This window comes from Streptomyces sp. NPDC059256 (assembly GCF_042753785.1).
Classification (GTDB): Bacteria; Actinomycetota; Actinomycetes; order Streptomycetales; family Streptomycetaceae; genus Streptomyces.
Genome location: NZ_JBHYZO010000009.1, coordinates 120,690 through 142,336, shown reverse-complemented (window position 1 = coordinate 142,336; position 21,647 = coordinate 120,690). Strand labels below are relative to the sequence as shown.

Below are 21,647 nucleotides of genomic sequence, written 5' to 3'. Positions count from 1 at the left end.
CGCGCTCCGGAGCTCGTGTGACGGCTCCACGCCGTCAGCGCCGGAAGCCACCCTCGGAGTCGATGACCTGACCGGTGATCCACTCCGCCTCATCGGTGGCCAGCCAGGCGATCAGTCGTGCGGGATCGTCCGGCATGCCCCAACGACCGGCGGGGAACCGCTCCTCCACGTTCCGGTACTCCTCTCCGACCAGGTAGTCGGTGTCCACCGGACCCGGATTCACCGTGTTGACCGTCACCGCCAGATCGGCGAGGGCGGATGCGAGCGATCGGGTCACCGAGGCCAACGCACCCTTGGCGAGGGCGTAGGCGATCTCGTGCGGCATTCCCTGCGCGATGTCTTGTCCGGAGGTCATCATCACCACCCGCCCACCGGGGGTGGCGGCCGACACGGTGGTGCGCATCCGGGCGTACGCCTGGACCAGGAGCAGCACCGAGCGGGTGTCGATCGCCCAGTGGGCGTCGAGCATCGCCGCATCGATCTCGTCCAACGTGCCGTCATGGCCGCTGAGGGCGTGATTGGCCACGAGGACGTCGATGGTCCCGCCGAGGGCTTCGCCTGCGGCGGCGATCAGTGCGGCTGGTGCCGCCGGGTCGGCAAGATCGGCCGGGCCGTGACACACGCGGGCCGCGGGATCACCCAGGGCTTCCCTGACGCCTGCCGCCACGGCCTCGGGGCCGCCCGGATCAGCTCCCCAGGGTTGGGAGGCGTCGTGCGGGATGTGGTGGTGGAGGTAGACGCTCGCCCCCAGCGCGGCCAGTCGACGCCCCACGGCGTAGCCGATGCCGCCCCGTCTGCTCGCACCGGTGACCAGGGCGGTGCGCCCCCGCAGGGGCAGGGGGTCGCGACGGAGGGAGGCAGTCTGCGGAGGTGGGTACTTGGGCATGGCACCCCATCCTGCGCGAGCCCGACGGCGTTGTCGCGCGAAATACCGCCCGCGAGCCGGCCGACGCCCAGCCGCCAGGCCCGCCGACCTCCCTCGGCGACCCCCCTCGGCGACGGACCAACGCTGGTCGGTGCGCTGCGGTTGCGGTGCGGTTGTGGTGCGGTTGCCGTGTCGTGCGGGGCCCGGTACGCGATCAACCGCCCAGCGGCGCCGTCAGCACCCGGACACCCGAACCACCGCGTTGCTTGACCACTTCGAGCTGTGTGGGGATACGGCGACGCAGATCGGCGACATGGCTGACGATCCCGACGCTGCGGTCCTGCTCCCGCAGGGAGTCGAGGACGTCGATGACCTCGTCGAGGGTCTGCTCGTCCAGACTGCCGAACCCCTCGTCGATGAAGAGGGTGTCGAGCCGTACTCCCCCGGCCTCATCGGTCACCACATCGGCCAGACCGAGCGCGAGCGCAAGACTCGCGAAGAAGGTCTCGCCCCCGGACAAGCTGGTGGTGTCGCGCTCCCTACCGGTCCACGAGTCCACGACGTGGAGCCCCAACCCGGCCCGCCGGGCGCCGGAGCGGGCATCGGAGTGGACGAGGGTGTAGCGACCCGACGACATGCGCTGCAATCTGACGGAGGCCGCCGCCGCCACCTGTTCGAGCCGGGCAGCCAACACGTACGACTCCAGCCGCATCTTGCGCTCGTTGTCCGACGATGTGCCCGCGGTGAGCCCCGCGAGCCGGGCGACCCGCTCGTACTCCTCGCGCAGCGGTCCGAGTCGCCGAACCTCGGTGGAAGCCGCCTGGGACAGCCGGCCGAGTTCGACACAGCGCTGCCGGTCGGCGGCGAGGCGGGAGGTGGCGTCACGGAGCGTCTGTTCGGCATTCTCCCAGGCTGTCTCGGCAGCGCGGGGATCGGCCGGCGGACGCTGGGCCGCGGCAAGGGTCTCGGGTTCGGCGAGCCGGTCGGCCACGGCCGCGGCTTCGGTCTGCCAGGCGTCGATGCGCCGGCGCAGCTCCCGTCGCTCGGCTTCGCCCATGAGGGCCGCGGCGGCCTCTGCCGGGGTGTCGAATCCGGCTCGATAGGCGGCATCGGCCAGTCGGTCGTCGGCGTCCTTCAGCCGGCTGGCCGTGGCGTCGAAGGCGCGTGTGGCATCGGCTGCCGCTGCCAGCCTGGTCGCCTGCCGCTCCAGTCGGGCGGCGAGTTCGTCGATGCCGACCTCGCCGTCGTGGACGAGCGCCAACTCTGCCGAGAGCGTGGCGTGTTCCTCTTCGAGGGACTCACGGCGGGAGGTTCTGGCCGCGGCTCGCTGCTCGACCTGCTGACGCACGGTGAGCCGCTCCTGGTGCTCGCGCTCGGCCCGGTCGAGGGCTTCGTGGGCGGCGTGGAGTCCGGACGCGAGGTGGTGGGCCTGTCGCTGCTCCCTCTCCAACCGTTCGACGAGCGAGGCGAGTTCCCCGGCATCGGGGTCCGGGGGCGTGTTCTCGGAAACGGCACCGGGGTCAGCGGGCGGGGCCGCGGGGGTGACATACGCCCCGGGTGCCGTCCGCCCGCCCGGGCTGCTGTCCGGGGTTGGCAGGGTCACGGCCTCGGCGTCCCCGAGAGCACCCCGGGCCTCTGTCCTGGCCCTGGCCCAGGACTCCTGGAGCACAGCCAGTTCGCGTTCCGCGGTCGCCTTCGCCGCCTCGGCTTGGGTGTGCACCTCGTAGGCCGCGTCTTCGGCGGCCGGCTCCACCCGGTCGTCGTCCCGGGCCGCCGGACGCGGGTGTTCGATCGAGCCGCACACGGTGCAGGGTTCGCCGGGGGTGAGGTTCGCCGCCAGTTCGGATGCGATTCCGCGCAGTCTGCGTTCCTTGAGGTCGAGCCAGATCTCCTTCTCCGCCGTCGAACGTTCCCGGGCCGCCCGTAGGGCTTCCGTCGCCTCGTCCCGCAGGGTGACCAGGCGGTCGCGTTCCCGGGCCGCTTCGAGCCTGCCGCGGACCGGACCGATCCTCGCGGTCAGTTGCTCGGCGCGAGTGGCGGCTTCCTGAGCTGCGGTGATGCGCTCGCGGCAGCCGTGCCGCAGCGTCTCCCAGCCGGCGAGCCACTCCCGGGCCTCGGCGAGGACGTCGTCGTCAACCTGTGCCTGCCGGTCCAACTCGGACCGCTCCTGGTCAATGGCGGCGCGGCGGTGTTCGGCCCTGCGCGCCGCCTGGAGCCCCCCGAGATCCTGGCGGAGCCGCCCCTCTCGGGCCGACAGTGCTTCCACACCGGCGTCACCCAGGTCCTGGGGCAACCCGGTACGGGCGTTCTGCCAGGTGGTGCTCGCTGCCGCGTGGTCCCGTTCGGCCTCATCCCTCAGCCGAAGCGCTGGGGCCAGTTGCCCGGCCCGTTCGCCGCGTTCCCAGCGTAGTCGTGCGGCATCGTGCTCGGCCTGTCGCATCGTCAGGGCGTCGTTGCGGCGGCAGGCATCGGTGTGACGCTGCTGGCGCTGGTGCAGATCCCGTTCGTCGTCCAACCGGGAACGGGCCGCGGCCTGTTGGCTCTCGGCCGTCCGCAACGCTTGGGTGGCGATGTCCAGCCGCTCGGTGGCCGCGGAGCGGGCGATGGCCGCCCAGGTCAGTACGGATTCGGCGAGTCCAGGATCTCCCGGTTGCCCATCAGGCGCGGGCCAGTCGGCACCCGCTGCGCCCGCTGCCTGTTCCATGCGGTGGGTCAACGAGAGGAGTTGCTCGTCGCCGGTGCGCACCCGGGCCTCGGCTGCCCGCCTGCGTTCGGCAAGGCGTTCCTCGACCGCGGCGAAGCGGCTGGTGTCGAACAGTCGACCGAGGAGCTTGCCCCTGGCCTCGGCGTCCGCCCGCAGGAAGCGGGCGAAGTCGCCCTGCGGCAACAGCACCACCTGGCAGAACTGTTCGCGGTTCATGCCGACCAGTTGGGTGATTTCCTCACCGATCTCCTGGTGGGAACGGCTGAGGGCCTGCCACGTACCCGTCGTGTGGTCGTACTCGCGCAGCCAACTCTGGGCGCGATCGGTGGTGAAACCCTTGCCGGTCTTCTTGGCGCGGGGTTGGGCGGGACGTCGGACGATCTCCAACCGCCTTTCGGCGATGGTGAGTTCGAGGAGTACCTCGGTGGGCGTCCCGGAGCCTGCGTGGTCGCTGCGCAGCGGTGTGCCCGGGCTCTGACGGGCGCCGGGAACGGATCCGTACAGGGCGAAGCACACGGCGTCGAGCACGGAGGTCTTGCCCGCACCGGTGGGTCCGTGGAGCAGGAAGATGCCCGCCGCTGACAGTGCGTCGAAGTCGATGTGCTGTTCGTCCGAGAAGGGGCCGAAGGCGGTGACGGTGAGCCGGTGGAGCCTCATCCGGTCGCCTCGCCGGGGCTCGTGACGGTCTTGCGGCCGGGGGTGGATTGCCGGGGCACCGTGCGTACGCCTCCGCTGTCGTGTGCCGCCACTGCGGCCCGGATGTCGTCGAACGCCCCGCTCAGCACGGCCCGCTCCTGCTCGTCGGGACCCTGCCCGGCGCGGACGTGCGCCACGAAGTCCTCGGCGATCTGCTGTTCGCCACGGCCTTTGAGCCGCTCGGCGTAGGAACGTGCGGTCGGCCCTTCGGGGCCGCGCTCCGGCTCGAAGACCAGGCTGAGGGTGTGCGGGAAGCGCCGGGTGAGCCTGGCCATGGGGTCTGCCGGACGGGATGCGTCGGTGAGGGTCGCCTCCACGAACGCCTCCGTATGGCGATCGAGCGACTCGTCGGTGAGCAGTTCGTCGAGCGTGCCGCGCAGCCGGGCCAGCGGACGGGGCACGGGGGTGTCGATGCGCTCGGCGTGGATCTCACCCTGCGCGCCGAGGTCGATCAGCCACATGGTCTTGCGGTGGTGGACTTCGGAGAAGGAGTACGGGAGCGGAGAACCGCTGTAGCGCACCCGGTCGGTGATGGTCTGGCAGCCGTGCAGATGGCCGAGCGCGACATAGTCCACACCGTGGAAGACCCCGGCGGGCACGGCGGCGACCCCGCCCACGGTGATGTCGCGTTCGCTGTCGCTCGGTTGGCCGCCGGCGACGAAGGCATGGGCGAGCACGAGGGAACGGGTGCCGTCGGGTCGGCCCGCGAGGTCGGCGCGCACCCGGTCCATGGCCGCGGCAAGCACTGCTTCATGGCGGGCGGCGGCGGTCTGGAACTCGTCCTTCACCAGCGCGGGTTCGAGGTACGGCAGTCCGTAGCAGGCGATCTGGCCCGCCGCGTCTTCGAGGACCACGGGCGTGGCGCAGCCGGCCGGGTCGGTCCGGAGGTGGATGCCGGCACGGTCGATCAGCCCGGCCCCCACCCCGAGGCGACGTGCCGAGTCATGGTTGCCGGAGATCATCACGGTGGGGACCGAGGCGGCGGCGAGCCGGTGGAGGGCGTCGTCGAAGAGTTCCACGGCGGCGAGCGGCGGGACGGCCCGGTCGTAGATGTCACCTGCGACCAGGACCGCGTCGACCTCGCGCTCGTGCACGGTGGTGATCAACCGGTCGAGGAAGGCCGCCTGTGCGGAAAGCATGGGAACCCGGTGGAGCGAGCGCCCCAGATGCCAGTCCGACGTGTGGAGAAATCTCACGTGGCTACTCCGACCTGCATGTTCTCTGCTTCCCCCAGCTCACCGATGTCTCGTGTCGCCCCGGCACGGCGGCCGGCCCCGTGCCGCCCCGGCACGGCCGGCGGCGCCCCCACGTTATCCCCGGTCGCCGGTGCGTTCGGCACGGACCGGCGTTTTCCTCGCCATCCGGTGGCAAGTGGGGCGTGCCATGCGGTGGCGGGTGGGCGGGGAGGCGCTCCGATACTGGTCCGCGTGCACGGAGGTCGTGCCGTACTGTCACGGGCTCGTGGGTTCGTGGTGTCCCGATCCAATCGGCATACGTCGGCGAGAGTCACGGACGTCTTTCGGTGCCTTCTCGGTACGGCGGCGGTGGTGGTCGAGCCGGGCTCGCCGCACCTCCGTCGGGCAGGGCCGGTGTACAGGAGCCCAAGGGCGCATCGACCGATCGGTTGACCCGTGGATCCACCGATCGCTGCGTCCACACCGACCGGTGTGAGGATGGGGATCGCGGCCGACTGCCCGCAGAATGGATCACAACGGGCCACACCATTCGGGAAACCTCCCGGCCGGGCCCGTACCAACGGCGGTGCGACAGCTCCTCTGCGCACCCGGCTGACAGCGACGCGGAGAGGCGCCATGGACACCGCTCAACAACGGACCTCCGCGCCGACCCGTAGCGGTGGCCGGACGCGTCCCATCGCGGCTCTGCTCTGCTGCGCCGCCCTGGTGGGCTGTTCGACCGACCCCGGTGGCGAACAGGACGTCGAGTCCCAGCCATCCGCCCCGGCGATGTCCGCGCCCGCCTCCCCCTCCGGGTCCCCTTCACCGGGACGGGTCACCGCCCGGGGCACCCTGTTGGTAGCCGACTTCGGCGGCGACACCGTCACCTTTCTCCATCCGCGGACGGGCCCCTTCGCTTCGGTCAGGGTCGGTACGGCGCCCTACGGTCTGGCGGTGGACGCCGAGGGCCGCGCCTGGGTCGCCACCGCGGAGGGCGTCGCGATCGTGGACACCCGAACCCGCAGGAGCCTGGGCCGCATCCCGTACCGAACGGACACCGGGCCGGTCACTGAGGGGGAGTACCGCGGCGGCGGCATGGGGATCGCGCTCTCTCCCGACGGTTCACGGGTCTATGTGGGGGTGAACGTGCCCGGCGGCCCCGGCGTCCTGGAAGTGATGGACACCGCCGAGCGGTCCGTCGTCGACACGGTTCCGATCGGCCGTCGTCCGTTCGACGTCGATGTGGCCCGCGACGGACGGGAGGTGTACGTCACCCAGCACGACTCCTTCGACGTGACCGCCGTACGTGCGGACACCCTGGCGACCCGCCGCTTCGAGGTCGCGCCGTACGGCACCGAAGGGGGCCTCGGCTCCTGGCTGAAGCCGCACTACGCAGTGGTCGCCGCGGACGGGCGACTGTTGCTGCCCTTCGAAGGGGAGCGACTGGCCATGCTCGATCCGCGCACGGGTCGGATGACGGTGGCGCGGATGACGGCCAACACGCATCAGCACGGAGTCGCGCTCACGGCCGAGGGAACCCTGCTCGTGGTCGGTACCGGGCCGATCGGGTCGGGTGATCGGGACGCTTCGCTCACCATCAGGTCCCGCGACGGCAGAGAACGCCTCGTCCCGCTCGACGGACCGCACGAGGACATCACCGTCTCCCCCGACGGGCAAACCGCCTATGTGACGGGCGGCTTCACCAGGGACGGGTACTGGGACGGCATCACCGTCGTCGACCTCGACCGGGGAACGGCCAGGAAGCTACCGGGCGGAAAGCGCCCGCTGGGCATCGCGGTCCTGGTCGGAGGCTGACTCCCCTGCCCCCGCGGTTTGACGAGCCCCTGAGGTTCTGCGGTCCATGAGGTTCTGCGGTCCATGAGGTTCTGGGATGGGGGCGCCATGATGCGGGATCGGACGAGCCGCGCCCCCGGTCGACGGGGTCGGATCACAACGCTGGGAGTCGGATCACAGCTCCCCGTACGCCTCACCGCCGAACTCCCACTCCGCGGATCCCGCCGTCGCGTCGGCCAACCAGCGGACGAAGTCATCGGCGCGTGCGTCCGGAAGGGCGATCTCCAAGGTGACCTGCTCCGCGTAGCGCACGTCCCGGACCGTGTGCCCGGTCGCGCGGAGGTCGTTCTCCAGCTTGCCCGCGCGCTGGTGGTCCACGGTGACGGTGACCAGCCGATAGCGCTGGCGCACGGTCGTGCCCAACGCATCGAGCGCCTCCCCGACCACTCCCCCGTACGCCCGGATGAGCCCACCGGCACCGAGCTTGACGCCCCCGTAGTAGCGGGTGACCACGGCCGCGGCATAGCGGATGTCACGACGCAGGAGCATCTGGAGCATGGGGACCCCGGCCGTGCCGCCCGGCTCGCCGTCGTCGCTGGCCTTCTGTACGGAGGCGTCGGCACCCAGTACATAGGCGAAGCAGTTGTGGGTGGCGGTCGGATGCTCGCGCCGGATGCGGGCGACGAACGTCTGCGCCTCCTCTTCGGTGGCGACGGGTGCCAGCGCACAGATGAAGCGTGATCGATTGATCTCTGTCTCGTGCACGCCTTCATGGGCGAGGGTCCGGTACTGCTCCTGCATCGGCCCAGCCTATGCGGCTCCCCACGGGGAATGCGCCGTCAGGGGTGCCCGTTGTGCTGTGCATGGACGCAGAGACGGAGACCATCCGCAGGATCTTGACGACGAGCGGTGACACCTGGGCCGTGGTGGGTTTGTCCAACAATGAGTCGCGGGCAGCATACGGCGTCGCCCGAGTGCTCCAGCGCTTCGGCAAACGCATCGTCCCGGTACATCCCAAGGCGGAGACGGTGCACGGCGAACGGGGGTACGCGAGTCTCGCCGATGTCCCCTTCCCGGTGGACGTGGTCGACGTCTTCGTCAACTCCCAGTGGGCCGGTGCCGTCGCCGACGAAGCGGTGGCGATCGGGGCGAAGGCCGTCTGGTTCCAACTGGGTGTGATCGACGACGAGGCATACGCACGGACACGGGCCGCCGGGCTCGACATGGTGATGGACCACTGCCCCGCCATTGAGATCCCGCAGCTCGGCTGATTTCACCGGGACCGCCGATCGGGCCCGGGTATGCCTTCGGGTCCGACCGGCGGTCGTTGCCTACGCTGGCCGGGTCAGACTCCCAGCCCCTCCAGGACCATCGCGCCGGGGAGCCCTGCGAACGCCTTGCCGGGGACGATCAGCTTTCCGCGTCTGCGTCCGCTGCCGATGAGAACCCAGGGAAGGTCGACGACGGCCGCGTCCACGAGCAGGGGCCAGCCCGTCGGCAGGCCGATCGGGGTGATGCCCCCGTACTCCATGCCGGTCTCTCCGGTGGCCGTGTCGCGCGGGGCGAACGACGCCTTGCGGGCACCCAGTTCCTTGCGGACGAGGCCGTTGACGTCGACGCGGGTGCGGGAGAGCACCACACAGGCGGCAAGGCTCGACTCGGCACCCCGCTTGCCCGCGACGACCACACAGTTGGCCGAGTGGTCGAGCAGCTCACGACCGTGGTGCTCCACGAAGCCTGCGGTGTCCGCGATCTCCGGGTCGGTGTCGACGTAGATCAACTGGTCGACGGGGACGTCTCCGGACCATTCGCGCAGGGCGTCCACGACGGGCGGTGTCAGCAGGTCAAGACGGTCGATGGCGGGTCGGGCGTCGTCGAAGGTTCCGATGGGAGCGCGCATGGCGCCCACGCTAACAGCGGGCGCGCGCCATGGACGGCCGTCCCGAACAGGCGAAGGCGGGAACGGCGACTGCGCTTGACGACGCCGTGACACCACGTCGGTTCGCGATCTAACGCACGGGTGGGACGCTGACCACCATCGTCATCTCCACGACCGTCGCCCCTTCGTTGCGATAGCCGTGCGGCACCTGTGCATCGAAGGAAGCGGATGTTCCGGCGCTGACCTCATGGGACTCGCCGTCCACGACCAGGGTGAGTTCACCCGCGGTCACGTGCAGCAGTTCCACCGTTCCCTCGGGGTGGGCGTCGGACTCGCTGTGGTCGCCGGGCATCAGCCGCCAGGACCACAGCTCCAGTGGCCCGGGGTTTTCGGCTCCGATCAGCAGGGTCGTGGAGCTTCCGGTGGAGGTGGACCACATGCGCACCGCCGCCTGCGGCGGTACGAGCCGCACCTGCGGACCCTGCTCATAGTCGAGGAGGGTGGTGATGCTGATGCCGAGGGCGTCGGCGAGCTTCACCGTGGTGCCCACGCTGGGGTTGGTGCGTGCCTGCTCAATCTGGATGATCATGCCCCGGCTGACTCCGGAGCGGGTGGCGAGCCCGTCGAGGGTCAGGCTCCGCTGACCGCGCCAGTGCTTGAGGTTACGGGCGAGGGATTGGGTGAGCTGGTCGAGGTCTGACACAATGAGTCCACTATCTTCAATGGCAGAGTCGAATATTTTACACTACGGTGTGCTGCACTGAATCGTTCATCACACTGTACTGCGAGGTTGTCGATGACGGCGTTGCTGGCCCTGGCGACCAGCCTGCTCTGGGGCCTGGCGGATTTTGGCGGCGGACTGCTGACCCGCCGAATACCCGCGCTCACGGTCGTGGTGGCCTCACAGGTCCTGGCCACCGTGGTACTCGCCTGCGTCGTCCTGGCCACCGGCGCATGGGACGAGGCAGGCCCGAGGCTGGGGTACGCGGTCGCGGCAGGGGTCGTGGGGACCGCGGCGATGCTCTGCTTCTACCAGGCCCTCGCGCTGGGACCCATGGGAGTGGTCTCCCCCCTCGGATCACTGGGCGTGGCCGTCCCCGTGGGGATAGGACTGATGCTCGGCGAACGTCCCGGCCTGCTCCAGTTCGCCGGGATCGCCGTGGCCGTGCTGGGTGTGGTCCTCGCCGGCGGACCCGAGTTGCGGGGCACGTCCGTCCGACGGCAGGCGATCACGCTGACCTTGTTGGCAGCGGTCGGCTTCGGCGCGGTGATGGCCCTGATCGCCGAGGCGGCCACCTCCATCAGCGGACTCTTCCTCGCCCTCCTCGTCCAACGCCTCACCAATGTGACCGTGGGAGGAACGGCCCTGTACGTATCCGTACGCCGGGGCGGTCGCGCCCTGCCGGAGGAGGGCGGCGCGAGTGTCGTGCTCAGCTCACTACCGGCACTCGCCTTCGTGGGCCTCGCGGACGTGGCGGCGAACGGCACCTACTCACTCGCGGCCAACAGCGGGCCGGTCACCGTGGCGGCGGTGTTGGCGAGCCTCTATCCGGTGGTCACCGTTCTGGCCGCGTTCGTCTTCCTACAGGAGCGGCTGAAAGGGATTCAGGCAGCGGGCGCAGGGCTCGCCCTGGTCGGCACGATCCTGCTGGCCACCCGCTGAGCCAGCGGTTCGCCGAGCCCACCGAGTCACCGGCGCTCCGATGCGAGCTCGGCCCCCGGGTGGCGTTCGCGTTCAGCCCTCCGGCTCTGACTCCTCTTCGGCGAGGGCCACCAACTGCTCCGGGGTGACACCTTCGGGAATGGGAACCGGCGCCGGTGTGCGCAGCGGAGGCTGCCATCCCCGCTCCGCGTCCCACTTCCGCACCACACGGGCAGGGGCTCCGGCGACGACGGAGTGATCCGGCACATCGCCGCGCACGACGGACCCGGCAGCGACCACGACATTGCGACCGAGTCGGGCGCCGGGCAGGACGACCGCGCCGGTCCCCAGCCAGCAGCCGGGCCCGATCTCCACGGGCTCGGTTCGCGGCCACTGCTTGCCGACCGGCTGCCCGGGGTCGTCGTAGCTGTGATTGGTCGAAGTGATGTAGACGTAGGGCCCGCAGTAGGTGTCGGAGCCGATGACGACCCGCGTGTCGGCGATGACATGGCTGCCCCGCCCGAGCACGACTCCGTCACCCAGCGTCAGGATCGCTGCGGGCCCGAGGTCGAGCCCGGGCATCATTCCCGCGGTGAGAGTGACCCGTTCGCCGATGATGCAGTGGTCCCCCAGTTCGATCCACTGCTCCCCGAACACCGTGCCCTGGGGGAAGGCCAGCCTGGTCCCGTGCCCCAGCGCTCGGAAGCTCAGCTGCCCGGGATGTTCCGCGGTGACCGCCCCCGCTTCCTGCACCCAACGCCAGCCGCCCTGGACAGCGCGGGTCACAGCCCGCCGCCACCAGCCGGAAGGCGATCTGGACGAGAACACGTTTCTGTTTCCGGACACCTCCACACGGTATCCGCAAGCGTGCGGGCCCATCAGATCGCCCTGCTGTGATGTTGACCCCAGACCCATGCGTCCGCTTCGTCCGGGGGTGCCGGGGATCGCACACCCGAACCATGCATCGGGTTGGCTGAAATCAGCCCCTTCATCGCACAATCGCACAACCACACATAGCGCATTCACCCCACGAACCACAGAAATCACAGAGTCACAGGGAGTGGACGGAGCCTCGAACCGTGCAAGGCCCGGTTTTGCCGCCTATCACGTTCATCGGCTCGGAGTAGTGAGTTCGGGACTAAGTCCTCCAATCTGCGGGCTGTCGGCGCTGTGCGGACTTCCCCGCTGCGGGGCGTGACTAGCATGAGGTCGCATACGTACGGAAGATCACCGTCAACTTCTCGGTGCCCGATCTGTACCGCCGTCCGAACCACAGAGCGGCCGGCCCGTCTGAATCTCACCTTGTTCTCCCGGGGCGTCCCCCGGATTCCCCGGACTCAAGCAGCGAGGGACCGAATGTCAGTACCAGTCGCGCCGAAACCGCGCAGGATACGAACACCACAGCCGTTGCCCCTCTTCATCCCCCTGGGGTCGCTCGTGGTGGCCGGAGCGGTCGGTGGCGCTGCGATCGCGGCTGCTCCTCCTGCCGCGCGCAGTTGGGTCGCGGCCACCGTCGCAGCCGGCTGGCTCTGGGTGGCCGTGGTCACCGTCACCACCCTGCTCAACGCCAGGCGGCTAAGGACCAAGACGACCGCCGCCGGAGATGAACTGCGCTCCCTCCAGGCACATGCGGCGCAGACCGGAGCGGACTCCGCACATCTCGTGAACGTCACCCTCCCCTCCCTCGTCAAGAGGTTGCGGGACGGCGAGTCGGCCGAAAGAGCGCTCGGCGGCACCCCGGCACCCGCGGACCCGCAACTGCGTCGTGCAGTACAGATCTTCGCCACGGAACTCGCCGCCAGCGAGGAGCGCGCCCGTGTCTCGGGTGCCGACAGCATCCAAGCCGTACGGCAGTTGGCCCAGGCGGCCGACGATCTGGACCGGCTCACCACCGTCACCCTGCCCGCCGCCATCGACCGCCTGCGTGGCGGAGCGTCCGCGGGCACCGCCCTGGCCGAGCTCGAACATCCGAACGACGCCCGGTTGCGGGTGATCCTGGACTCGATCGTGCGGGAGTTCGCCTTCAGCGAGCGCCGCGCGGCAGCAGCCCAGGGCGCCAGCGCCAAGGTGCTCAGCCGGGTGCAGGCGAAGGCCGTCAGCATGCTCGCCGACCTTCGGGACATGCAGGATCGTCACGGGGAAGAGGTCTTCGGCGATCTCCTCAAGCTCGACCACAACACCTCCCAACTCGGCCTGCTCACCGACCGACTGGCGCTGCTCATGGGCGGGCGGGCCAGCCGGGCCTGGAACAAGCCGATCGGGATGGAGAGCATCCTGCGCGGTGCGGTGGGCAGGATCGCCGCCTACCAGCGGGTGCGTCTGCACTCCTCCAGCACCGCCGCTGTCGCCGGCTACGCGGCTGAGGGCGTCATGCACCTCTTGGCCGAACTGATGGACAACGCGGCCAACTTCTCGCCCCCGATCGACGAGGTCCACGTCTACGTCGAGGAACGCACCGCCGGACTGGTCATCACCATCGAGGACAGCGGGCTGAAGATGGCCGACGCGGCCATGCGGCGCGCGGAGGAAGCCGTGTCAGGGCGGGGCTCCGATCTGGCCACCCTCCAGAGCACCCGGCTCGGGCTCGTCGTCGTCGGCATCCTCGCCGCCAAGTATGGGATGAGCGTCAGCTTCCGGCCTTCGTCGCGCGGGGGGACCGGAGTCGTGGTCCTCTTCCCGCCGCAGTTGCTGCACCAGTCACGCGGAGTCTCCATCGACGCGCACTCCCCCATGTACGCGCCCGAGCCCGCACCGGACCGGCTGCCGCCCGCACCCGCCGCACCGACCAACTCCGCGCCGCCGAGTCCATACTCGACACCTCCCGCTCCCTCTCTCCCCACCCAGGGCGGTCCGCGCATGGCGACTCCGAACGGGCTGCCCGTTCGACCACCGGGACGCACCATGGCCGCGGCGGACCGCGGCAGGGGCGACCATCAGAGCGCCGACGCGCAGCCCACTCCGCCCCCGCCGCCCCCAACGCCAGGACGGGACGCCGGAACCCAGTTCGGCGCCTTCCACCGGGCGCGCAAGGCGCGGGAGGGGCAGCAGCCGAAGCCGTCGGACCCGTAGCCCCGGCAACCGGCCCGGCCGAGGCCGGGCCCGTACAGACCAGCTGCCGCATACCCGCCAGCGTGCCGATATGCCGCATGCGTCCCATGCACCACCGAGTTCGGGAGACAGGAGGCACGGGTCGGTGACCGGAACGTCCGGAGACACCGACCCCATCCAGATCATGCAGACCACGGACAACAGCCTGACTTGGCTATTGGAAGGACTTCTCGAACGCACCCCGGGCACCCGCCACGCCCTGGTGCTCTCACGCGACGGGCTCAAGCTCTGCTGGACGCCGCACCTCACACTCGACCAGGCCGACCAGCTCTCGGCGATCTGCTCGGGCATCCAGGCCCTGGCCCAGGGAGCGTCGGTCGAGTTCGGCGACGGTAGCGGCGGTGTCCGGCACTCGATGACGGAGTTCCACGGCGGGCTGCTCTTCATCGTGGAGGCCGGCGACGGCGCACATCTGGCGGTCATCGCCGCCGACGGCGCCGATCCGGGGGCGGTGGGACACCAGATGAGCGAGTTGGTCGAGCAGATCGGCGAACACCTACGGGCCGAGCCGCGCATTCCGGCCGGGGAGAGTCCGCGCTCATGACACGCCGCCCCGTCGACATGGGTGACCCGGATCGGCTGTACACGGTCACCGGTGGCCGCAGCCGTACCGACGACGACAACTTCGACCTGGTGACGTTGATCGTCAGCGAGTGTGCGCCATCACCGGGCATGCAGTCGGAGCACGTACGGATCCTGGAACTGTGCCGGCATCCCATCGCGGTCGTCGAGGTGTCCGCAGAACTCAAACTGCCGATCACGGTGGTGCGGATCCTGCTGGGCGACCTCCAGGCGACGGGGCGCATCACGGCACGCCATCCACGGCGGAGCCGCTCGCTCATCGACCTGCCCGACTCGGCACTCCTGGAGGAGGTGCTCCATGGACTCCGCAACCTCTGAACTAACCGGCAGAACACCGCTGGTCGACTCCGCCGAAACCGGCTTGAAGATCGTGATCGTCGGTGGCTTCGGGGTGGGCAAGACCACGCTGGTCAAATCCGTCAGCGAGATCCGCCCGTTGAACACGGAGGAGGTGATGACCCAGGCGGGCGTCGGAGTCGACGATCCGGGCGGGCTCACCACGAAGACCACCACGACGGTCGCCTTCGACTTCGGCCGGATCAGCCTCAACGACCGCATGGTGCTCTACCTGTTCGGTGCGCCGGGCCAGGAGCGGTTCTGGTTCCTCTGGGACCGTCTGTTCTCCGGCACTCTCGGCGCGGTCGTCCTGGTCGACACCCGTCGGATGAGCGATTCCTGGTACGCCATCGACCGGTTGGAGCACCACAACACGCCCTTCGTCGTGGCGGTCAACCGCTTCGACGGCGACCCCGCAGCCTTCTCCCTGGACGAGATACGTCAGGCGCTGTCGCTGCCCGCCCATGTGCCCTTGCTCGACTGTGACGCCCGGGTCCGCAACTCCGGCAAGCATGTGCTGATCAGCCTCGTCAACCACCTTCATGAACTGGCCATGGCCCGGGAGATGACACCATGAACGAGTTCACGGAACCAGTGAGCGGTGGCGCCGGTCCAACCGGGGCCGCAGCGCCGCCCCCTGGCTGCCCGGCCCACGGGGGCGCCATGCGGCTGAGCGGGTTGGAGTACCAGCAGACCCCTTCCGAGCTCTACCGCGCCATGCGCCGCGAGTACGGTCCGGTGGCACCGATTCTGCTGGACGGGGACATTCCGGCGTGGCTGGTGCTGGGCTATGCCGAGGTCAGCTATGTGACCGGGCACGATGACCTCTTCGCACGTGATTCACGGCGCTGGAACCAGTGGGGCTCGATCCCCGCCGACTGGCCGTTGATGCCCTTCGTGGGCTACCAGCCCTCGGTGCTCTTCACCGAGGGCCCCGAGCACCAGCGTCGAGCCGGAGTGATCACCGAGGCGCTGGAGGGTGTGGACCAGTTCGAACTCGCGCACTGGAGTCGGCGGATCGCCCACCAGTTGATCGATGCCTTCGCCGGCAGCGGACGTGCCGAGTTGATGGCTTCGTACGCACACGCGCTCCCGATGCGGGCCGCCGTCCAGATGTGCGGAATGCCCGCCGGGGGTGACGACACCGAGGAACTGGTGCGCGATCTGCGGATCACCCTGGACGCCCACGAGGGCGACGACCCGGTGGCGGCGTACATCCGGGTACAGGAGCGCATACAGCAACTGGTCAAGGAGAAGCGCTCGGCACCGGGTCCTGATGTGACCTCACGGATGCTGGTCCACCAGGCCCGGCTGAGTGATGAGGAGATCATCCAGGATCTGATCTCGATCATCGCCGCGGCGCAACAGCCCACCGCCAACTGGATCGGCAACAGTCTGCGGCTGCTGCTGACGGACGACCGCTTCGCACTGAATGTCTCGGGCGGTCGACTGAGTGTCGGCCAGGCGCTGAACGAGGTGCTCTGGCTGGACACGCCGACGCAGAACTTCATCGGCCGTTGGGCGGTACGCGACACGCAGTTGGGCGGTCGGCAGATCCGCGCGGGTGACTGCGTGGTGCTGGGTCTCGCGGCGGCCAACACCGATCCGCAGATCTGGCCGGAGGGACACGTCGGGGCGGAGAACTCGGCGCATCTGTCCTTCAGCAACGGCGAGCACCGGTGTCCCTACCCCGCGCCCCTGCTCGCGGACGTCATCGCGCGTACGGCGGTGGAGACGCTCTTGGAACGGCTGCCGGACGTGGTGCTCGGTGTGGAGCCGGCGGAGTTGACCTGGCGCCCCTCGATCTGGATGCGCGGGTTGACCTCGCTGCCCGTCCGTTTCACTCCGGTGGTTCGCTGACACCACCCGCCGTCACCCACTCCAGCGGGGCGGCCCTGTGTCGATGCCCCGGCCCACCCTTTGATCGTGATCGACGGGGGTGGGCCGGGCGATCGGCAGGGGATCAGTCCGTCACGGGTGTGAACCGCACGGGGAGCGAGCCGGGCCCACGGGTGAAGACACCCTGTTCCGACGGCTCGAATCCATCGGCGAGCCGCATGTCCGGCATGGCGTCAAGGAGTTGGTTGACCCCTATCTCCACCTCGGCCTTGGCCAACAGGGCGCCCACACAGAAGTGTCGGCCCAGCGCGAAGGCGAGATGGTCCGCCGCCGCGGAGAATGCGGTGGTCGTGGTGAGGTCGTCGCGGAAGATGTTGAAGCGGTCGGGGTCGCGGTAACGGTCTTCGTCGCGGTTGGCGGCGCCGATCAGACAGGTGACGGTGGCGCCCTCGGGAATGGTGCCCCCGGAGACCGTCACCTCGGCCGAGGTCTGCCGCATGATCATATGAACCGGTGGTGTGTACCGCAGGGTCTCGGCGAAGGCCCGGTCGATGAGGGAGCGGTCCTCACGGACGGCGGCGAGTTGCTCCGGGTGGGTGAGCAGATTGGCGAAGATGCTGGCGATCGCCTTGTCCGTGGTCTCGCCACCGGCCGCGAGGAGCAGCGAGCAGAAGGCTTTGATGTCCTCATCGCTCATCTGCACACCGTCGACCTCTGCCGCACAGAGCGTGGAGAGCAGGTCGTCCCCGAGGTTCGCCCGGCGCTGTTGGATGATCGGCACCATGTACTCGGCGAACTCCACGCGGGTGCGCTCCCCGGCGGCGATGACCTCCGGGTCGCCGGACAGATTGCCCAGGAAGGCGATCACCGTGGTGTACCAGCCGTGGAAGCGTGCGTGGTCCGCCTTGTCCAGCCCGAGCATGTCGGCGATGACATTGACCGGGAAGCGGGTCGCGAAGGATTCGACGAGGTCGGCTTCGCCGCGGTGCTTGATGTTGTCTATCAGTTCCCGGGCGTTGCGTTCGATGACCGGGAGGAACCTGTCCTGGAGGTCCCGGCCGCGGAAGGCGGGGGCGACCAGTGCCCTGCGGACGGCGTGTTCTCGCCCGCTGAGCTGGATGATCGTCCGCCCGTGTACGGGTTCGATCTGCCACTCGTAGTTCTTGGTGGTGTAGGCGGACTCTTTGTCCTTGAACGCCCGCTCGACATCCGCATAGCGCGAGATCAGATAGCTCTGAGTGGGCTCGTGCCAGATGAGGGGTGAATGCTCCCGCATGGCGCGATACGCAGGGTAGGGGTTCTGGGCGAACTCGGGGGACAGGATGTCGGGGACCTGCTGTGCGGTGGCCATGATCGCTCACTCTCAGCGGTAACGGACAATGCACACAAGGTTATTGACCGGTCATCGGCCGAGACAGATAGGTCTTGGCCGAATCCCATGCCTTCGGTCGCCCATTTCGGCCATGCCGTGATCATGAACTGTCCGATGATGAGCGGACATGCCCCTTGGTGATTACTGTCCGTATGCCCTGCAAAAAGAGGGACTACGGATACGCAGGAAATTCACGGGTCGCGCTGGCCCCTGGGACGGTTGAGGGGCTGGCGTGACTGCGATTCCAGTTTGCGCCGGGCGCGCGAGATGTGCTGCTCGACCGTCCGTGGCGAGAGGTGGAGGGTGGTGGCGATCTCACGGTTGGTGAGGCCGCCCGATGCCAGGTCGACGACCTCCTGTTCACGCGGGGAGAGCTGGTCGCCATAGCTGGGGCGGCCCCGCCGCCTGGAGCCGACGGCCGCGGGGTCGTGCGAGCGCAAAGTGGCCCGTACCCGCGCGGCGTCCCAACCTGCGCCCAACCGGGTGAGCTGCTCCACACAGGAGGCGAGGGACTCCAGGGCGCGCGTCACCGTCTCGTCATCGGGCCAGTCGTCAGACCAACCCTCAGCCGAGCCGTCGGAAGCAGAGGAAGCAGAGGAGCCCGGGGAGTCCTCGGCTGCGGCGGCCCCCTTCGATGGCCGTTGCTTCTTCCCGGTGGATCGCTCCCCCGTCGGTCGTGGCGCCCCCGATGCTCCCGCGACGCCTGACGAGACGGGTGTGCTGGGTGTGTCGGGGGAGGTCGATCGATCGGAAGGGCGGTGTCGGTCAGGTCGGTCAGGTGGGCCAGGTTGGTCGTGTCGATGTGCGGCGGCCTTGAGGACGCACTGGTCGGCCGCCTCGGCGGTCAACAGGGCCGCATAGGGCCGTGGCATGTCCGTAAACATCTGGCTCGCCCGTCGATAACAGGCCACCGCATCGGCCGGTCCACCAGCGGCTTCGAGCAGAATGCCCCGACACCAGTCCAGCGCCGCCGCAGCCGAAGGGGCACTGTCCCGGTCCAGTCCGGCGAGGCCCGATTCGAACTCCTCGATCATCGTTCTCGCCGCCGCTGGACGATCGGCGCGCACCGCGGCTTCGACCGCCAAGGGGGCGAGGTCGGCCGCCCACGCCCATACGCCCTTGTCCCGGAGCCGATCCCACGCCTTGGCGGCCTCATCGGATGCGACCTCCACATCCCCACGGGCGAGCGCCGTACGGACCAGTCCGCCTGCCGCCGCCGCGATGTGCGGCAGCGGCGACCCGAGCGGCAGCGGGCGGGCGTCCCCTGCGAACCAGGCGGCCATCTGCTGCCATTCGCCCTGCGCCAGCCCCAGCATGCCCAGCACCAGTCGGGCATCGGCGCCAGGTCCGGGCATCACGGCGGACTCCCCGAGGAAGGCCCTGGCCCGAGCTCCGAGCCCGTCCCAGTGTCCGGTCATCCAGTCCAGCAGCAAGGAAGTGCCACGGCCGTCCTGCTCCACATAGGCGGCGCCTGTCTTCGCCGCCAGTTCCACCCCCTCGTCGAGGAACTCGGCCACCCGTCCCGGGTGTCCCAACCAGAGGGCGGCATCAGCGGCGTTCACCAGCCCGCGGGCGACGTGGGGCGCCCGGGCCGGGACCGCGGCCTCGCTCCGCAGCCCCTCCAGAACCTGCCACGCGGACGGGTCACCGGTCTCCAACAGAATGGCGACGCTGTTGGCGGCGACGGCGGTGCGCACCTCCTCGTCCCCACTACGGTCCGCGACCTTCCGCACCCGCTCCAGCCAGTACGCATTGCGTTCCAGCGGCACCGAGGACATGACGGGCATGGACAGCGCCGCCATGGCCCGGGCGGCGAGCGCGGGCTGCCCCTCCAGCTCCTCCGCGGCCTGTTCGAGCTCCACCCACCCTTGCAGGCCCCGGCCCGCCTGGTTGTAGAGCACCAGCCCGAGGTCCAGCCGAATGCGACCGCGCACGGCGGACGGCAGCGACTGTTCGTCGAGCATCTGTCGAAGCACGCGAACGGTCTGATCGGTGTGCAGTCCGAGCACCGCGCTGTGGGCGAGGAGTCCGGCCAGCCTTGCCCGGGTCTCCATGGGGACGTCCGGTCGGGAGAGCACCTGTTCAAGCAGGTCGATGGCGGTCTGATGCTCCCCGGCGGCTGCGCACTGGCGCGCGGCGCGCTCGACCGCTTTGAACCAGCCGCGGATCTGTCCGCCGCGCAGCCGGTGCGCCGCCAACCGGACCCAGTCGATCGATTCGGGGGGATGCCGATGGCTGAGCACCTCGGCCGCCCTGGCGTGCATGTCCTGGCGTACGGGACCGGGAATCCGCCGGTAGACGGCTTGGGCGGCAAGGGGAACGGGGAAGTCGTAGCGCCCGCGGTCGTACTCCTTGAGAGCGGCGGCGCGCAACGCCGCCAGCAAGGCACTGCGTCCGCGGTCGGCGCAGACACCGGCCACCGTGTGGAGGTCCACCGCCGATGCAGGGCCGTCGAGGACCGCCGCGGCGAACACGATGAGCCGATCCTGCTCCGGGAGGCTCACCAGCCGTCCGGTGATCAGCTCGGCGAGGCGCGGCGGGGTGCCGGTGTCGTCGAGGTCACGAGCGGTGTACCGGTCGCGCTGTCCGTAGGCGTCCTGTAGCTGGCCGAGTAGGTCGACGACGACCTGCGGCACTCCGGCCGAGCGCTCTCGGAGGCGCGCGATCAGTTCCGGTGGGCAGCGCTCCTGGCCCAGACGTTCTTCGGCGAGTTGTCGCACCTGCTCGGTGTCCAGGGGTTCCAGGGTTACGCGGGTGAGGGTGAGCCGGGCGGGATGGTCGACGGGATGGCCGAGCGCGAGACCGGGAGTGCGCAGTTCCTCCGGACGGTAGGCGAGAACCGCGGCAAGCCCGGTGGGCGGACGTTCCAGCAGTTGTCGCACCAGATCGGCGTCGGGGGGCCCGGCCCGATGGACGTCGTCGGCGATCAGCAGCAACGATTTCGTCGATTCGCTCAACCGGGCGAGGTCCCGGGCGAGGGCGGCGGGGTCATGGTGGAAGCGCTCTCGGGGGGCGGGGCGGGGACCGGTGGATGTTCGGCTTTCGGATGCTGAGGGTGGCTGCCCCATGGACGCCTCCTGGCGCCCGGGCGCACCGGCGCCGATCGACGGGGTGACCGTCCGCCGGCCGGGGGCCGAGGGGGGCTGACCGGAACTCCGTGCCTGGTCGGCCGACGGGTCCGATGGAGGGCCCTTCGACTGCGCGGTCGTGGCGCCGTTGGCGGCCCGTCCGCCCGGGGCGTCGGCCGGCCCGGTGCGTCGGTTCGGCCCGTTCGGGGGCTCTGCCGGGCCGTTGCCCGGACGGCCCTGGTCACTGGGTGCCGTAGCGGGGTCCTGCGCCGAGGTGCTCGCCACGATCACCCCGTACGCAGTGAAGTTCAGCACCACGTACGGTCGGCCGGCGGCTGCGCTCTGCTCCCGCAACTGGTCGAGGAGACGGGTCTTGCCCGCACCCGCGGCGCCTTCCAGCAGCAGGAGCGTCGGGGCGGGAAGGGGCTGGTCCAGGGTCCGCCGTACCCAGCGCGCCCAGATCTCCTCACCGGGTGTGGTCGCCACATCACCCTCCTCGAAGATTCCGGACATGTCATTTCTTTGCGTATCCGTACTTCAGTCTCCCCAATTGCGCTCGGCACGCAGTGACAGGGAATGTTGCTGTA

17 protein-coding genes are annotated in these 21,647 nt (G+C 69.8%); 8 read left to right on the top strand and 9 right to left on the bottom strand.

The window, feature by feature from the left end:
• Positions 1–34: 34 nt before the first annotated feature.
• From ACFXJL_RS21310 to ACFXJL_RS21300, 3 genes are all read right to left on the bottom strand, one after another.
• On the bottom strand, positions 35–886 hold the full coding sequence (locus ACFXJL_RS21310) for an SDR family oxidoreductase (protein WP_358879830.1): 852 nt from the start codon (positions 884–886) through the stop codon (positions 35–37).
• Positions 887–1,079: 193 nt separating this feature from the next.
• Positions 1,080–4,226 (bottom strand): AAA family ATPase, encoded by a 3,147-nt coding sequence (locus tag ACFXJL_RS21305; protein WP_384694645.1) that lies wholly within the window; start codon positions 4,224–4,226, stop codon positions 1,080–1,082.
• The gene (locus ACFXJL_RS21300; protein ID WP_384694642.1) at positions 4,223–5,461 is read right to left on the bottom strand and encodes an exonuclease SbcCD subunit D; all 1,239 of its coding nucleotides are present in this window, start codon (positions 5,459–5,461) and stop codon (positions 4,223–4,225) included. Before ACFXJL_RS21300 ends, ACFXJL_RS21305 begins: the two co-directional genes overlap by 4 nt.
• A 615-nt stretch (positions 5,462–6,076) precedes the next feature.
• On the opposite strand from ACFXJL_RS21300, the gene ACFXJL_RS21295 reads away from it, so the two are divergent.
• Positions 6,077–7,255 carry a YncE family protein gene (locus tag ACFXJL_RS21295; protein ID WP_384694639.1) on the top strand — a complete coding sequence of 393 codons (1,179 nt, stop codon included), beginning with the start codon at positions 6,077–6,079 and terminating at the stop codon, positions 7,253–7,255.
• A 153-nt stretch (positions 7,256–7,408) separates the two neighbouring features.
• Here ACFXJL_RS21295 and ACFXJL_RS21290 read toward each other — a convergent pair whose 3' ends face one another.
• Positions 7,409–8,035 carry a YigZ family protein gene (locus ACFXJL_RS21290; protein ID WP_358879826.1) on the bottom strand — a complete coding sequence of 209 codons (627 nt, stop codon included), beginning with the start codon at positions 8,033–8,035 and terminating at the stop codon, positions 7,409–7,411.
• A 62-nt stretch (positions 8,036–8,097) separates the two neighbouring features.
• Here ACFXJL_RS21290 and ACFXJL_RS21285 point away from each other — a divergent pair, with 62 nt between their 5' ends.
• Positions 8,098–8,505, top strand: coding sequence for a CoA-binding protein (locus ACFXJL_RS21285; RefSeq protein ID WP_358879825.1), 408 nt, complete (start codon positions 8,098–8,100; stop codon positions 8,503–8,505).
• A gap of 74 nt (positions 8,506–8,579) precedes the next feature.
• On the opposite strand, the gene ACFXJL_RS21280 is transcribed toward ACFXJL_RS21285, so the two are convergent.
• Positions 8,580–9,134, bottom strand: a complete 555-nt coding sequence (locus ACFXJL_RS21280) for a YbaK/EbsC family protein (protein ID WP_384636977.1) — start codon at positions 9,132–9,134, stop codon at positions 8,580–8,582.
• Between the two features lie 109 nt (positions 9,135–9,243).
• Positions 9,244–9,816, bottom strand: a complete 573-nt coding sequence (locus ACFXJL_RS21275) for a helix-turn-helix domain-containing protein (protein WP_384694635.1) — start codon at positions 9,814–9,816, stop codon at positions 9,244–9,246.
• Positions 9,817–9,909: 93 nt separating this feature from the next.
• Between ACFXJL_RS21275 and ACFXJL_RS21270 the strand changes: the two genes are divergently transcribed.
• On the top strand, positions 9,910–10,776 hold the full coding sequence (locus tag ACFXJL_RS21270) for an EamA family transporter (RefSeq protein ID WP_384694632.1): 867 nt from the start codon (positions 9,910–9,912) through the stop codon (positions 10,774–10,776).
• Between the two features lie 72 nt (positions 10,777–10,848).
• Here the strand turns inward: ACFXJL_RS21270 and ACFXJL_RS21265 are convergent, their stop codons facing one another.
• On the bottom strand, positions 10,849–11,601 hold the full coding sequence (locus ACFXJL_RS21265) for an acyltransferase (protein ID WP_384694629.1): 753 nt from the start codon (positions 11,599–11,601) through the stop codon (positions 10,849–10,851).
• A 510-nt stretch (positions 11,602–12,111) separates the two neighbouring features.
• Here ACFXJL_RS21265 and ACFXJL_RS21260 point away from each other — a divergent pair.
• The 5 genes from ACFXJL_RS21260 to ACFXJL_RS21240 all read left to right on the top strand — a co-directional run bounded on the left by ACFXJL_RS21260 (position 12,112) and on the right by ACFXJL_RS21240 (position 16,641).
• Positions 12,112–13,824 carry an ATP-binding protein gene (locus ACFXJL_RS21260; RefSeq protein ID WP_384694626.1) on the top strand — a complete coding sequence of 571 codons (1,713 nt, stop codon included), beginning with the start codon at positions 12,112–12,114 and terminating at the stop codon, positions 13,822–13,824.
• 163 nt (positions 13,825–13,987) lie between these two features.
• On the top strand, positions 13,988–14,407 hold the full coding sequence (locus ACFXJL_RS21255) for a roadblock/LC7 domain-containing protein (protein ID WP_329027309.1): 420 nt from the start codon (positions 13,988–13,990) through the stop codon (positions 14,405–14,407).
• Positions 14,404–14,763, top strand: coding sequence for a DUF742 domain-containing protein (locus ACFXJL_RS21250; RefSeq protein WP_329015293.1), 360 nt, complete (start codon positions 14,404–14,406; stop codon positions 14,761–14,763). Before ACFXJL_RS21255 ends, ACFXJL_RS21250 begins: the two co-directional genes overlap by 4 nt.
• Positions 14,744–15,358: an ATP/GTP-binding protein gene (locus tag ACFXJL_RS21245; protein ID WP_329015296.1), complete on the top strand. Its 615-nt coding sequence runs from the start codon at positions 14,744–14,746 to the stop codon at positions 15,356–15,358. The genes ACFXJL_RS21250 and ACFXJL_RS21245 overlap by 20 nt, the downstream gene beginning before the upstream one ends.
• The gene (locus tag ACFXJL_RS21240; RefSeq protein WP_384636996.1) at positions 15,355–16,641 is read left to right on the top strand and encodes a cytochrome P450; all 1,287 of its coding nucleotides are present in this window, start codon (positions 15,355–15,357) and stop codon (positions 16,639–16,641) included. The genes ACFXJL_RS21245 and ACFXJL_RS21240 overlap by 4 nt, the downstream gene beginning before the upstream one ends.
• A gap of 103 nt (positions 16,642–16,744) precedes the next feature.
• Here ACFXJL_RS21240 and ACFXJL_RS21235 read toward each other — a convergent pair whose 3' ends face one another.
• Together ACFXJL_RS21235 and ACFXJL_RS21230 are read right to left on the bottom strand one after the other, a co-directional pair.
• Complete coding sequence (locus ACFXJL_RS21235; RefSeq protein WP_358879819.1) at positions 16,745–17,971, bottom strand: cytochrome P450; 1,227 nt, start codon at positions 17,969–17,971, stop codon at positions 16,745–16,747.
• A gap of 212 nt (positions 17,972–18,183) precedes the next feature.
• The gene (locus tag ACFXJL_RS21230) at positions 18,184–21,573 is read right to left on the bottom strand and encodes a LuxR C-terminal-related transcriptional regulator (protein ID WP_384694621.1); all 3,390 of its coding nucleotides are present in this window, start codon (positions 21,571–21,573) and stop codon (positions 18,184–18,186) included.
• Positions 21,574–21,647 lie beyond the last annotated feature (74 nt).